Below are 14,082 nucleotides of genomic sequence, written 5' to 3' on the forward strand. Positions count from 1 at the left end.
ATGAGCATCCGTTAGCACGGCAGCCATTTTTGCAGTTTTAGTGGACTGCGGCAATCGGATGCTGATTGTCCAGTAGCCGTTGATACGCTTTGGTGTGGCTAGGCCGTTGCTCTAGTCGCCGATCCGGCGACGGAAGGGAGGAAGTGCGGCCAGCAATCCCTTGCCGTAACGGCGGGTGAGGATACGGCGGTCCAACAGTATTACCCGTCCGCTATCACCCTCTTTGCGGATCAAGCGGCCACACGCCTGGATCAATTTTCGCGAGGCATCGGGAATCGTGATCTGTAAAAAGGGATTACCCCCTCGGGCCGTAATCCACTCGGCTTGGGCTGCTTCTATGGGGGAGGTCGGCACAGCAAATGGCAATTTGGTAATAATCAGGTTGGTCAACTGGTCACCGGGCAGATCCAGACCCTCGGAAAAACTGCCGGTTCCGAACAGTATGCTGGGTTGCTGATGCATACAACGCTCTTTGTGCAGACTCAGCAAGGCATTGCGCGAGGCCTCGCCTTGTACCAGTAAACTCCAACCTTGGGCTCGCAGACCCACGGCCACCTCTTGCATCTGCCAGTACGAAGCAAAGAGCACTAGCGAGGCCTGCTGATCCGTCAGGTAGCGCGGCAGTTGCCGGATCAGTTGCTGGGTGAAATCCGGGTCACTGGGATCACAGCCGATATCCGGGAGCCAGAGCTCGGCTTTCTGGTAGTCGAACGGAGATAGCAAACGCAAGTAGCGGGAGCCGTCGTCATTATATAAGCCAATCTGCTGGCGAAAATGGTCGAAGCTATTGAGAGCCGTTAGCGTGGCAGAGACTAAAATGGCTCCATGGCATCGTGACCACAGCAGGCGATCCAGCCAGCCTCCCATTTCCAGCGGTGCAGCCTGAAGTTGATAATCGGACTCTTCAGTGTCGTATTCGACCCATTTGGCGACCGGATGTCGGTTATCCTGCTCTGCATAGAGTTGCCACAGGGTCTGCATCTGCAGGCTACGCTGCTGAGCACTGCCCAACTCTGCTAATAAGGCTTCGCCATCCCGGCGGGGTAGCTCTCCCAGTTTGATGGCTTCGGTGAGTCCCTGTTGCAACCGTTCCAGAAATCGACTCAGTTTGCTGCTTCCTTCACTGAGGCTCTGCGAGAGCGCCGTCAACTGGGTTGGCAAAACGCCTTCAGCAAATCGGTACTCCGGAGTCTGGCTGAACCAGTCTGTTTGTCCTTTGATAAGTAATTCCAGTTGTCGCAGATCATGCACGAGCCCATAAATAGTTTCGCTGAGGCGGGACGAATGAGTGCGAATGCTCTCGCTTTGCACTGTTTTGGCTAGCCTGTCACCAAGATGGGGCATTTTTTGCAGCCAGCTTAGGGTGTGACCCACCCGTAACTGTGCCGATGCTTGATCGCGAGCTATGGTCGGAAGGTGGTGAGCTTCATCCACGACATAGATGCAATCCTCGGGGGCTGGTAGCACCACGCCACCGCCTAATGCCAGATCGGCGAGCAATAATGCATGGTTGACCACCAGAACATCGATTTCGTTCATCATGGCGCGTGCATGGTGAAACGGGCAGTTCTGATGATGATCGAACAGCGGGTTGCAGATGTGGCGCTCGGCGGCGATTTCCTGCCAGAGCGACTCCTCCAGAGGTTGCGGCCAGCTATCCCGATCACCGGCCCATTGGCCTTGTTGATAGGCGCGCCAGAGTGACTGGTAGATCTGCTGCTGTTCCGCGTCAGGACTAAAGCTCAGCAGCTCCTGAAAACTCATTTGGGTGTTGGCGATGTTGACGTCCGCCAATTGCGCCAGTCGCTGGGCGCAGCAATAGCGTTGTCGTCCCTTGACCAGGGTAAAGCTGAAGTCGTCATTACTGATGGTATGAAACAGGGGCAGATCTTTGGTGATGAGCTGTTCTTGTAGCGCCAGGGTTGCAGTGGAGATGATCAGCTTCTTACGGAACTTGAGTGCGCAAGGGATGGCGCCTTGTGCATAGGCCAGCGACTTGCCGATCCCGGTTCCTGCTTCGGCGACCAGGATACGCTTGCCCACCCCATACTGGCCACAGAGCACCTTGACGATTTCCGCGACCAGATAGTTTTGCTCTTTTCTTGGCACAAATGCTGCTAGGTGTTGGTGCAACCGTTTATAGCTTTGTTGAACACTGTTTTTGATGGCTGCAAACGGCATTTAGGATATTTCTCTGATGGGCGAAAACGAAGTATATCGCTCTGTGAGCTGGCTAACAAAATCTGACTTTATTGTGTTGCCTGTCAGCAGATGAATCTGTGCGAACGGCAGCATAATATGAGTCAAAGGCAGGCATATCAGCTTGAAATGTAAAAGATTATGCTAACGACAATCTTGTTCTAAGTTAGTTCATTTTTTTCTGTTGATTGCCTCACATTTTGTATGATAGTCTCGAAAACAGAGTGATGGAAACGTCACTTTCACAGGGAATATAAGGACTTAGTGTTTAATTTCAGTAGGCAAACCATTATGAAAAAGACTCTTCTTGCAATTGCTATCCCGGCTCTGATGTCAGCTACCGCAGTGAATGCTGCTGCCGTTTATGAAAAAGACGGTCAGGTTCTGAAGCTGGGCGGTCGTGTACAAACCTCCATCGAAAACAAGGGTGGTCTGGCCGCTGATGGTGATACCACTTCCAGTGAAACCACCCTGCTGGGTCTGGCTCGTCTGCGTGTTGAAGGCAGCACCGCCATCAATAGCGAATGGAAAGGGATTGCCAAGGCAGAATGGCAAGTCGCTGCCGAAAACAGTGATAATAATGCTAAAACAGTCACTGGCACTGTTTTAGATGTTAATGGTGTTCCGACTGGCGAGACAGTTGAAGGCACGACTGCCAAGGATGACGGCAAGTTTAAGGCGCGTCACGTTTATCTGGGCTTCGATAGCGAAAAATACGGTAAGGTAATCGTGGGGCAAACCGATACCGCTTACTACGACGCTATCGCCGCAACCGATATGTTCAACCAGTGGGGCTCCTTGGGCAACGGTTATGATGGTCGCCAAGAAGGTCAGTTGATTTATAGCGGCGTTTGGGGTGGTTACCACGCAGGTGCTTCTTATCAGTTCTCTGACGATACCGCCAGCATTGATGTAGGCGACAAGGCTGAATCTAACTATGTGACTGTGGGTAAGCTGGATTACGGCTATGCCGCTAACTTCGGTTACAACTTCGAGCAAGGTTTCGGTTTCACCGCCGGTCTGTCTGAATCCAAATACGCCGAAGCTGGTACTGTGTCTGACGTGACCAAGTCTGACTGGGCTCTGTCTGGTTCTTATGGCACTTACGGCGAAGCTGGTTTCTATGGTGCGGCCCTGTATAACCAGACCGCTCTGGAAGCTGAGTCCAGCGAAGTAAACTATGCTGGTTACGAAGTCATCGGTATCTACCGCCTGGAAAACAATGTCTCCTTCCTGGCGGGTTACAACTTCCGTGAAGTGACCGACAGCGACTACGGTTCTATCGCTGAAGCTGATCTCATCGATGAATTCCTGGTGGGTGCCGGTTATGACTTTACCAGCAACTTCCTGGGTTGGGTTGAATATGCCGCCGACCAGATCGATGGCAATGACGACCGTTTTGCAGCCACTCTGCAATATAACTTCTAAGACTGATTGGCTTGCGAGTTAACTCGCGAAGTCGATAAAAAGGGGCAGCCTCGAGCTGCCCTTTTGTTGCCCTATTTTCATCGTCGTACGACCTAATCGATGGATTAATGTGCGGCTGATGACGGCTTTTGCGGCCAGTGGTTGCATTGGATGGCGGGGTTGTTAAGCTAGCGCCTTCACGTATGCTGAGCCCTGTCATGAGCTGTTTATCCAATAGCGTGAGGGCATTTATTTATTCCTATCGGTACCCATCATGAAGCCAGAAACCCTGTCTTTTATTGCATCCTGCATCAAGACCATTCCTGATTATCCGAAACCCGGGATCCTGTTTCGGGATATCACCAGTCTGGTGGAGCACCCGCAGGCGTTCAAAGCCACTATCGACCTGCTGATTGAGCATTATCGCCATGTGCCGTTGAACAAGATTGTCGGCACCGAGGCTCGGGGTTTCATCTTCGGTGCTCCAGTCGCTGCCGCCTTGGGGCTGGGCTTTGTCCCGGTGCGTAAGCCGGGCAAGTTGCCACGCGCGGTCTTCGAGGAGAGCTATGAGCTGGAGTATGGTCAGGACTGCTTGCAGATACATGACGATGCCATCCAGCCCGGGGACAAGGTGCTGGTAATTGATGATCTGTTGGCCACGGGTGGAACTGTGGAAGCTGCGATCAAATTGATCCGGCGCTGCGGCGGTATAGTCGATCAGGCGGCCTTTGTGATTTCCCTGCCGGATCTGGGGGGAGAGGAGCGTTTGCGGGCCTCGGGTGTCGAGCCTTTGAGCCTGGTGCAGTTTGCTGGTGAATAACAGTCTGAAGGCTTAAGGAAACAGAAGGGCTATGGGATATCAGGTTCTGGCGCGAAAGTGGCGTCCCCATTCGTTTCATGACGTTGTGGGTCAACAACATGTGTTGACGGCGCTGATTAATGCGCTGGACCAGGGACGTTTGCATCACGCTTATCTGTTAAGTGGTACCCGTGGAGTAGGTAAAACGACCATAGCCCGTATCCTGGCCAAGTGCCTGAACTGTGAGGAGGGGGTTAGCAGTACTCCGTGCGGTCGATGTGATAGCTGTCGCGAGATCGATCAGGGTAATTTTGTCGATTTGCTGGAGATCGATGCCGCTTCCCGCACCAAGGTCGAAGATACCCGCGAGTTGCTGGATAACGTGCAATATCGTCCGGCGCGCGGGCGCTACAAGGTGTATCTGATCGATGAAGTACACATGTTGTCGCGTCACAGCTTCAATGCCCTGCTCAAAACCCTCGAAGAGCCGCCGCCTTACGTCAAGTTCCTGCTGGCGACGACTGATCCGCAAAAGTTGCCGATCACCATTTTGTCCCGTTGTCTGCAGTTTCATCTCAAGGCTCTCACCCGGGAGCAAATTGTTTCCCAACTGGTCAGAGTGCTGGACGCCGAAGCGCAAGCTTATGAGTTACCGGCACTGGCTGCCCTGGCCAAGGCGGCTGATGGCAGTATGCGCGATGCCTTGAGTCTGACCGACCAGGCATTGGCCCATGGCAGCGGCCATGTGCACCTGGATCAGGTGCTGGCCATGCTCGGTACCCTGGATCACCGTCACCTGCACCAGATCGTGTTGCTGTTGGCGCAGTTGCAGGGCTCGGCGTTGATGGCCAAAGTCAACGAAGTGGCACAGTTAGGGCCTGATTTCGAGTTATTGCATGCCGAGCTGGCAAGTTTGCTGCACCGCATTGCATTGGCGCAGTTACTGGGCGGCAGTGCCGATCCACTGGCACTGGACAGCGAGCAAGTGGTTGCCCTGGCTCAAACCTTTACCGCCGAAGAGATCCAGCTGTATTACCAGATTGCCCTCACCGGGCGCCGCGAGTTACCGCTGGCCCCCGATGGCCGCAGTGGCTTTGAAATGACCCTGTTGCGAATGCTGGCTTTTTCGCCGCGAAGATCGATAGATAATGCTCGACTGACCGCAATACCGGTTGTCATGACTGGTGGTGATGCCTCCACATCGTCGGCCATATTCACGCCGACGCCTTCTGGCTCGGCGGCTCAGATCTCCGATCCGGCGCCAGCACCCCGCCAACCTGCGCTTAGCACCAACATCCCGAATGTTGTGCCTTTTGTCGCTGACGCTCGCGCTGCCACGGCCGAAGTGGAAGAAGATGCGGCCACCCTAGCGGCGCAGGAAGCACTATTTGCCGAACAGCAGCGGTTGCAAGATGAGGCTACCAGCTGGCAGAGTGCGCCACCATCGGCTGCTCAGTTCAGTGAATCCGCAACCTTGAGTTCTGCACCTACTACCGGAGCTTCAACTCCTGCTGATGGTGGTTTAAATCAACTGTTGCAAGTCCGTAATCGGCTGCGGAGTCAGCAAAAAGAATCTGTGGGAAGCGAGACGCCGGCGGTTGGTAACCGGGTTTCGGCGACTTATTCCCCTCCTGTCGCTCGTCCTGTCCCCGCGCATCCTGCAGCGGACACTCCTGCCGCATCGTCATCGCCGCGCCCTATGGCGGCGGCAACTGCTGCTATTCGGCCGGTTGCCGCTTCCTCGGTGCTGGATGACCGCCCCCCCTGGGAGGCGCCATCGCAAAAATCTCCGCTACAGGAGGAGACCCCAGCACCAGAAGTTCCTGCTTGGCAATCACCACCCATTGAAGCCTATCAGGATGATGAAGGAGCTAGTCAGCGGGTGCCGATGGCGTATGAGTCGGTAGCGCCGGAGCTGATGGCCGCGACATCGGAAGCCGTTGCTCAATCGTCGAATCCCCCCTCGATGGCGGTGGACTCCCGGAATACCCCCAGGGCTATCTCTGTCAGCTCTGCGCCAGCGTTGCCCGTTGCGGAGGCTGATGCGCCAGAGTCTCTGGATCCGCGCTGGCTATCCAATGACTTGCTAACGGGTTGTGGGGATCCATGGGCTGAGCTAATTGCTGCCAGTGGCATGGGCGGACGTTTGCGGCAGTTGGCGCTACAAGCCAGTCGACAGGTCGAGGGAGATAGTTGGTTGCTGACGTTGCCGCCGGAACATCGGCATTTGATCTCGGACAAAGCGATAGCCGCACTGGTGGATGGGTTCTCCCGTCATTTGCAGCAGCCGGTGCAAATCCAGATTGAGGTGGGGGTGCCCACGCACGCGACACCGATCCAAATAGAGCAACAGCGCTACGCCGAATTGTTGGTTGCTGCGCAGCAGGATTTGGCGCAAGACCCCCATATCCAATTTTTGATCCAACGCTTTGGTGCGCAACTGGATGCTGATAGTATTCTGCCATTGAAGCATTAGGCGATAACCTCAACAGAAGAGAAGAGCGATGTTTGGAAAAGGTGGGATCGGCAATCTGATGAAGCAGGCGCAAGCCATGCAAGATCGTATGCAAAAGATGCAGGAAGAGCTGGCTCAGATGGAAGTGGTGGGTGAGTCGGGCGCAGGTCTGGTGAAAGTGACCATGACCGGCAGTCACAGCGTGCGCCGCGTCGCCATTGATCCAAGCTTGATGGATGATGATCAGGAAATGCTGGAAGACTTGATCGCTGCGGCATTCAATGATGCCGTGCGTCGGGTCGAAGAACAGAACAAGAGCAAGATGGGCGAATTGACCGGTGGTATGCAGTTACCGCCTGGTTTCAAGATGCCCTTTTAGTCAGGCATGAAGCGGGAGATGACTCCCGCTTTTGTTTTGTGGAGTTGCCATGAAATTCAGCCCCTTGCTGGATGATCTGATCCGTGAATTGCAAGTCTTGCCCGGTGTTGGACCTAAATCGGCGCAACGGATGGCGTTTCAATTACTGGAGCGTGAGCGTAGTCGCGGCCAAAAACTGGCGCGGACCCTGGAGCGGGCACTGACCGAAATTGGCCATTGCCAACAGTGTCGTACTTTCACCGAAAACGAGCTGTGCGAGCTATGCGCCAACCCCAAGCGTGCCGAAAAACGCCAGCTGTGTGTGGTCGAATCGCCCGCTGACGTCGCGGCCCTGGAGCAGACCCATCTCTATTCCGGCCGCTACTTTGTGTTGATGGGGCATCTATCTCCGCTCGATGGGATAGGTCCCCGCGAGCTGGGATTGGACTTATTGGAGCAGCGTTTGCAACAGGAGCCGCTGGATGAGTTGATCCTGGCCACCAATCCGACCATTGAAGGGGATGCCACTGCATTCTATATCGCCAACCTGGCGCGGCAGGCGGGTATTGCCGTGACGCGCATTGCCCACGGTGTACCTGTGGGCGGTGAGCTGGAGCTGGTGGATGGCACTACGTTGTCCCACTCCCTCAGTGGTCGTCGTCCGCTGGAGTAAGTCACAATTTTCAACTCCGAGCTCCGGCTCGGGGTTGAAAAGCTCAATCCTGCCCCCATCTTGCTTTCAGTCGTAACAAACCACTCATCAAGGAAAGCAACGATGACCGAAGCCACTCATATGGAAACCCACGGGTTTCAGACCGAAGTCAAACAACTGCTGAGCCTGATGGCGCATAGCCTCTACTCGAATAAAGAAGTTTTTCTACGCGAGCTCATCTCCAACGCTGCGGATGCGGCCGATAAGCTGCGTTTCAAGGCCCTTTCCAACGCAGAGCTGTATGAAGATGACGGTCAGCTGCGCGTGCGTCTGATCCTGGATAAAGAGAAGCAGACGCTGACCATTTCCGACAACGGCATTGGTATGACACGGGATCAGGCGATTGAACACCTGGGTACCATAGCGCGCTCCGGTACGGCCGAGTTTTTTAGCCACCTCTCGGGTGATCAGACCAAAGACTCGCAACTCATTGGTCAGTTTGGTGTCGGTTTTTATTCGGCGTTCATTGTCGCTGACAAGGTAACTGTTCTGAGTCGTGCAGCCGGTGAGTCCAGCGATCGCGGTGTCTGCTGGGAATCCGATGGTTCGGGCTCCTTCAGCGTGGCGGATGTCAATAAAGCCAACCGCGGGACCGATGTCATTCTCCATCTCAAGGCTGAAGAGAGCGAGTTCCTGGATGATTGGCGTCTGCGCTCGGTGATCGGTAAATATTCGGATCACATCAGTATTCCGGTCGAAATGTGGGAGCAACCGGCGGCCGATGAGAGCGAGGGGGGAGAAAAAACCGTCTCAGAAGGTGAGTGGAAACAGGTCAACCGAGCGACCGCGCTTTGGACCCGGACTCCCCGGGATATTCAGGACGAGGAGTATCAGGAGTTCTACAAGCACATCAGCCACGATTTTGAAGATGCTCTGGCCTGGGCCCATAACAAGGTTGAAGGCTCCCAGGAGTACACCAGTCTGCTGTATGTCCCAGCCCGTGCGCCATGGGACATGTGGAATCGTGAGCAGAAGCATGGCTTGAAGTTGTACGTCCAGCGCGTTTTCATCATGGATGACGCCGAGCAGTTTATGCCGACCTACCTGCGCTTTATCAAAGGGGTGCTGGATACCAACGATTTGCCGCTGAATCTATCGCGGGAGATCCTGCAAGAAAACAAGATAACTGTGCAGTTGCGCAAAGCCTGTACCAAGCGGGTTCTGGGCATGCTCGCCAAGCTGGCCAAAGATGACAGCGACAAGTACCAGCGCTTCTGGGCTGAGTTCGGTAATGTGCTCAAAGAGGGGCCAGCTGAAGATTATGCCCACAAGGAAGAGATTGCCAAGCTGCTGCGATTCGCATCAACCCACACCGAATCCGATGCCCAGAGCGTGAGTCTGGAAGACTATGTTGGCCGGATGAAGGAGCAGCAGAGCAAGATTTACTACATCATTGCTGACAACTACACTGCGGCCAGCAAGAGCCCGCATCTGGAGTTATTGCGCCAGAAGGGTGTCGAAGTGTTGCTGCTGTGGGAGCGGATCGATGAGTGGTTGATGAACCATCTGACCGAGTTTGATGGCAAGCAGTTTGTTTCCGTAACCCAGGGCGATCTGCAACTGGGCGATCTGGAAGACGACGAGAGTCGCAAGCAGCAGGAGTCGCTGGCGGAAGCCAATCAGGAGCTGGTGGCCCGCGTGCGTAAGGCGTTGGCGGATAAGGTGAAGGATGTGCGTATCAGTCATCGTCTGACCTCCACGCCGAGCTGTGTGGTTACCGATAGCCATGGTATGAGCAGCCACATGATGAAGCTGATGCAGGCGGCCGGTCAGAAAGTCCCGGAGCAGAAATTCATTCTGGAGCTCAACCCCGAGCATGCCCTGCTCAAGCGGATTGACGGCATTGCAGATGAGGCACAGTTTAGCGAGTGGTGTGAACTGTTGCTGGAGCAGGCGCAGTTGGCCGAGCAGGGTGGTTTGCAAGATCCGTCTGGTTTCGTGGCTCGTTTGAATCGACTTCTGATGGGCTAATAGTTGCAGTGGACTTTATATCGGGAAGCCGCGCAGATGCGCGGCTTTTTTTTCATAAAAATTAAGAATTTACCGGTCTGTTGCCGCTTGATTAAGGGTAGTGGTGGCGGTCAGTTGCTAGACTGGAGACTGAGTGGTCGGCAACCCGAACCTTGAAGGGGTTGTCCGTGATTGCTGCTATCAGTCGGATTGTCACAACTTGTTCAACAAAACATTGCCATGTCCGATACGGATGAGACAATTGTCGAGAATGTTACGCAAGGAGTCGTTATGCGTCTATTTTACCTGCTGCTTGCTATATCCATCGGCTGGTCTTCTTCCTCTATCGCCGAAACACTCACCTTGTGGAATGGGCACAGTCTAGAACACCTGCAACCCGAGCTGGATCGCTTTGCCAAACAGAGTGGTCATCAAGTGGTGCAACAACACTTTCGTGCCGACCAGTTTCGCGACAAGGTGATGTCATCAGTCCTGCTCCCGGATCTCTATTTCATACCCAGTGATCAGATCAGCAATAAGCAGGAGTACCACCTTGGCGTTTGGCCTGATTCGATAGCCGCCGAGTTTGGTCTGCGTGAGGATGGTCGCCTGGAGGAGAATTGGTACGGTATTCCCATCAATATGGGCAACCAGCTGGTGCTGTATTATCGCAAAGACCTAGTCAAGCCCGCACTCACGCTAGAAAGTATCCCTGATAAACAGTTGGCTTGGCCTCGCGATCAGGCATTCTGGTTTATGACCTTTTTAACCGCCAACGGCGGCTGGCCACTGCAGAACGGGCAATTCTCGCTGAATACGCCGCAGATGGTAGCGGCACTGACGCAATATCAGCAGACCATGGATCGCTTTCCAGCCAGTCATTGTGAGCTGATGTGCAATGAGCAAGCGTTTATCAAGGGCGAGGTTACCTACCTGATGGACGGTGATTGGGCTTACCAGATGCTCCATGATGTGCTGGGTGATAAATTGGGCGTTGCCTTGCTGCCCACACTGGGAGGCAAGCCGATGACTCCCTTGAGTAGCTCCTACGTACTGGCCATGCGGGCCGATATTTCCGCGGCTAAACAAAAAGCGGCGGTTGAACTGGTGCATTTTTTACTCTCGGATGCCAGCCAGCGCTCCTTGTATGAACGCTCCAAGCTGTTTCCGGCGGTGGATCGGGTTGTGGAGCAACTGGCGGGTAACATGTCTGAGGATATGAAGACTCTGCACCGCCAATTGCAGCTGAGCAAGCCGATGCCGAATGATCGAAGAATGCTGATGGTCTGGTTGGTGATGGGTAAGACGCTGAAACTATTCCTGGCTGGTGAATACGATGCTGCCGAGGCTGCGCAAAATATGCAGTCGTTGGCTGAGGAAGAGGGATCCCATCAATGATCCGACTGAGTCGGTTTCTGATCGTTTTGATGCTCTGCATGATCATAGTGCCCTTGCTGGTGCTCAGCGTGATCCACTACCAGGGCTTGAAGCAGTTTGCGACCCAGGCCTTGATGACCCAATTGGACAGCGAGGTGCATGTTACTCAAGAGAAGCTGGACAATGAATTACGAGCCATCACCAGTGGTTTACGCTTGTTGACCGGGCATGAAACCATCATCAAGGGGGTTTCCAGTCTCTACTACAGCTCTCAGGTTCGGGAACGATTCGAATCCTTTACCAACCGCTATAGCATGGTCTCTTCCTTGTATCTGTTGACGCGTGATGGCCGGGTTCGGGAGAATTTTGGTGGCAAGATCCGCCCGGTCGAGAGGAGCCGGGAGATCCTGGAGGTCGTGCATAATTTGGGACGAGCCTATGAATCCGGTGTGACGGGGGGGCGGGTGGTGGTAATCGAATCACCTGAGCTGGTCCCGGGGGCCGATCATCGTGCCTTGGTGTTCATATCCATCATCAATAGCGTCATTGTGCGCAATAGTGATTCGCTACAGGGTTATCTCATCGCGGTCGTGCCATTTAGCAATATGCTGGCACAGGTCAGTCCCTCTGCGAACCAGCATAGTTCGGTCATTCAGCTCGGGGTGGCGTTGCCACCGGATGAGGAAGGACAGATCAGTCAGAGTCTGCGTTTGAGCGTCGGTGAGAAGGATTATTCGCCCAGCGTCAATCTGTTTGTGAAAGTGAGCCGCTCGCCAGAAAGCATGAGCCAGGCGGTCACCGAAGCGATCCGTCCCTTCATCAGTTATCAGCTGGTGGTCATGTTGGTGATGATCGTGTTGTTTGTGCTGTTTTCCCGTCCTATCTTCCGCGCCTTTAATGTCCTGTATGGCATTATTCAGCGCATGGAGGCAGGACAACTGGTGCAGGGAACGACCTCGCGAATTTGGGAATTTGCCCATACCGAACGTCTGCTGATCGATATGCAGGCCCGCATCCGTCAGCAGCTCACGACACTGGAGCATAACAACCGCGATCTGGCCCATCTGGCGGAAGAGAAAGATCGTTACCTGCACGAACTCAGTCAGCTGAATCATAGTCTGGAAGAAAAGGTCCAGGAGCGGACCAATAAGCTCGCGTTGATCCTGCAGCGCATCGAAATCAGCAACCGCATCTACAACCAGGTGATTCATTTGCGTCAGGAGTTGAGTACCGAAAGCTCGGATCAGTCCGTACTCAATGCTGTGATCAAGCGGGTGCAGGCTTGTGAGCTGGGCGTTCCTTTTATGGTGGTACTGACAGTGCCGAATAGCCCGGTGATGTCGTACCGGCATCCTGATTTTGTCGGCGAACCTCTGTTGCCGGTGCAGGAGCCGAGCACCGATTACCATATCAACGATGGTATTTATAGCATGCCGTTACCGCCGCCATTTGGTGGTGGTTGGCTGTTGTTTCAGGCTCAGAGTCTGCGAGAGGAGGAGCTCAAGGGCATGTTGTTATTTGCCCGTGAACTCAGCAGCTTCCTGGAAAACCGGGCCTTGACGTCTCGCTTGGCCTTCTGGGCTCGAACCGATGGTCTGACCGGGCTGGGAAATCGCATCGCTTTCGATCAGAGCATGGCGGGTTTGGAAACCTCGCTGGATAAGGAGGCCGGGCTATTCCTCATCGATGTCAATGGCCTGAAGGATCTCAACGATACCCGCGGCCACGAGGCCGGGGATGCCTTGCTGCGCACCGTGGCGAGTCGTTTGCTGAACTGTCTCAAGGATCTGCCAGGTTCGTTATTCCGGATTGGCGGTGATGAGTTTGTCATCCTGCTGGAAGGTGAAGCCGTCGCCAGTCACGATGTATTACTCCGTCGTCTGCAGGAGGCCCAGTTCCAACCGGCCAGTCTGGCGGGGCGTGAACATGGCATCAGTTTCAGTGTCGGGTATGCGGATAGCAAGCATACCCCTTTCTCCTTGCTCTATAAGATGGCGGATAAAGCCATGTATCAACAGAAGCAAGCTTACTATGAGCGCAAGCGCTCCGGTCATGAGCAAACGCTTGAGCATTCAGGAGAAAGCGTGTAATTTTCGCCTCTCGAGATTTTTGACGTTAATTACATGGACCATAGGGGATACATAATGCGCATTATTCTGCTGGGCGCTCCAGGCGCTGGTAAGGGTACGCAAGCCCAGTTTTTGATGGATAAGTACGGCATTCCGCAGATTTCTACTGGCGACATGCTGCGAGCCGCTATCAAGGCGGGGACCCCTCTGGGTTTAAAAGCCAAGGAAGTGATGGATCAGGGACAACTGGTCTCCGATGACATCATCATTGGTCTGGTGAAGGAGCGTATTGCTCAGGACGATTGCGCCAAGGGCTTCTTGCTGGACGGTTTCCCGCGCACCATACCGCAAGCCGATGCCATGAAAGAAGCCGGTGTCGTGGTCGATTTTGTGTTGGAGTTTGATGTTCCGGACGAAGAGATCGTCAAGCGCATGAGTGGTCGTCGTGTGCATCCAGGTTCAGGTCGGGTGTATCACGTGGTGTTCAATCCGCCGAAAGAAGCCGGTAAGGATGATGTCACGGGCGAAGATCTGGTGATCCGCGCCGATGATGAAGAAACCACAGTGCGTAAGCGTCTGGATATCTATCATCAGCAGACCGAACCGCTGGTCGGCTATTACAAGGCTGAGGCTGCGGCTGCCCGGACTCGTTACGAGCGTCTGGATGGTACACAGGCTGTTGACGTGGTTAGCCAGCAGTTGGCCAATCTCCTCGGCTAAGCTGTGATCGGATGACACCGGGCGCCCGTATCATTG

The 14,082-nt window shown here is 54.3% G+C and carries 10 protein-coding genes; 9 read left to right on the top strand and 1 reads right to left on the bottom strand.

All coding sequences use genetic code 11. From position 1 onward, the window contains the following. Positions 1–111 precede the first annotated feature (111 nt). A complete protein-coding gene (dinG, locus tag ACZYUB_RS03840; protein ID WP_463945703.1) occupies positions 112–2,181 on the bottom strand; it encodes an ATP-dependent DNA helicase DinG in 2,070 nt (689 codons plus the stop codon). Positions 2,182–2,490: 309 nt separating this feature from the next. Here dinG and ACZYUB_RS03845 point away from each other — a divergent pair, with 309 nt between their 5' ends. The 9 genes from ACZYUB_RS03845 (at position 2,491) to adk (ending at position 14,046) form a co-directional block, all read left to right on the top strand. After that, complete coding sequence (locus tag ACZYUB_RS03845) at positions 2,491–3,627, top strand: porin (RefSeq protein ID WP_463945705.1); 1,137 nt, start codon at positions 2,491–2,493, stop codon at positions 3,625–3,627. 253 nt (positions 3,628–3,880) lie between these two features. After that, a complete protein-coding gene (gene apt / locus ACZYUB_RS03850) occupies positions 3,881–4,426 on the top strand; it encodes an adenine phosphoribosyltransferase (RefSeq protein ID WP_463945706.1) in 546 nt (181 codons plus the stop codon). Between the two features lie 31 nt (positions 4,427–4,457). Continuing rightward, positions 4,458–6,881, top strand: a complete 2,424-nt coding sequence (gene dnaX, locus ACZYUB_RS03855) for a DNA polymerase III subunit gamma/tau (protein ID WP_463945708.1) — start codon at positions 4,458–4,460, stop codon at positions 6,879–6,881. A gap of 28 nt (positions 6,882–6,909) precedes the next feature. Continuing rightward, a complete protein-coding gene (locus ACZYUB_RS03860) occupies positions 6,910–7,239 on the top strand; it encodes a YbaB/EbfC family nucleoid-associated protein (protein WP_463945710.1) in 330 nt (109 codons plus the stop codon). A gap of 49 nt (positions 7,240–7,288) precedes the next feature. Next, the gene (gene recR / locus ACZYUB_RS03865) at positions 7,289–7,891 is read left to right on the top strand and encodes a recombination mediator RecR (RefSeq protein ID WP_460885038.1); all 603 of its coding nucleotides are present in this window, start codon (positions 7,289–7,291) and stop codon (positions 7,889–7,891) included. 102 nt (positions 7,892–7,993) lie between these two features. Next, a complete protein-coding gene (gene htpG, locus ACZYUB_RS03870; RefSeq protein WP_463945712.1) occupies positions 7,994–9,901 on the top strand; it encodes a molecular chaperone HtpG in 1,908 nt (635 codons plus the stop codon). A gap of 270 nt (positions 9,902–10,171) precedes the next feature. Next, a complete protein-coding gene (locus ACZYUB_RS03875; protein ID WP_463945714.1) occupies positions 10,172–11,278 on the top strand; it encodes a sugar ABC transporter substrate-binding protein in 1,107 nt (368 codons plus the stop codon). Further along, positions 11,275–13,347 carry a sensor domain-containing diguanylate cyclase gene (locus tag ACZYUB_RS03880; protein ID WP_463945716.1) on the top strand — a complete coding sequence of 691 codons (2,073 nt, stop codon included), beginning with the start codon at positions 11,275–11,277 and terminating at the stop codon, positions 13,345–13,347. The genes ACZYUB_RS03875 and ACZYUB_RS03880 overlap by 4 nt, the downstream gene beginning before the upstream one ends. Positions 13,348–13,401: 54 nt before the next feature. Then, positions 13,402–14,046 carry an adenylate kinase gene (gene adk / locus ACZYUB_RS03885; protein WP_460885034.1) on the top strand — a complete coding sequence of 215 codons (645 nt, stop codon included), beginning with the start codon at positions 13,402–13,404 and terminating at the stop codon, positions 14,044–14,046. Positions 14,047–14,082 lie beyond the last annotated feature (36 nt).

The sequence above is a fragment of the Pseudaeromonas sp. HNCC25DJ182 genome, from assembly GCF_055413365.1.

Bases quoted from the DNA above. Each gene is read 5' to 3' on its own strand.
- ACZYUB_RS03875 (WP_463945714.1), top strand. From the start codon at position 10,172: ATGCGTCTATTTTACCTGCTGCTTGCTATATCCATCGGCTGGTCTTCT.
- dinG (WP_463945703.1), bottom strand. From the start codon at position 2,181: ATGCCGTTTGCAGCCATCAAAAACAGTGTTCAACAAAGCTATAAACGG.
- ACZYUB_RS03880 (WP_463945716.1), top strand. From the start codon at position 11,275: ATGATCCGACTGAGTCGGTTTCTGATCGTTTTGATGCTCTGCATGATC.
- apt (WP_463945706.1), top strand. From the start codon at position 3,881: ATGAAGCCAGAAACCCTGTCTTTTATTGCATCCTGCATCAAGACCATT.
- dnaX (WP_463945708.1), top strand. From the start codon at position 4,458: ATGGGATATCAGGTTCTGGCGCGAAAGTGGCGTCCCCATTCGTTTCAT.
- ACZYUB_RS03860 (WP_463945710.1), top strand. From the start codon at position 6,910: ATGTTTGGAAAAGGTGGGATCGGCAATCTGATGAAGCAGGCGCAAGCC.
- htpG (WP_463945712.1), top strand. From the start codon at position 7,994: ATGACCGAAGCCACTCATATGGAAACCCACGGGTTTCAGACCGAAGTC.
- adk (WP_460885034.1), top strand. From the start codon at position 13,402: ATGCGCATTATTCTGCTGGGCGCTCCAGGCGCTGGTAAGGGTACGCAA.
- recR (WP_460885038.1), top strand. From the start codon at position 7,289: ATGAAATTCAGCCCCTTGCTGGATGATCTGATCCGTGAATTGCAAGTC.
- ACZYUB_RS03845 (WP_463945705.1), top strand. From the start codon at position 2,491: ATGAAAAAGACTCTTCTTGCAATTGCTATCCCGGCTCTGATGTCAGCT.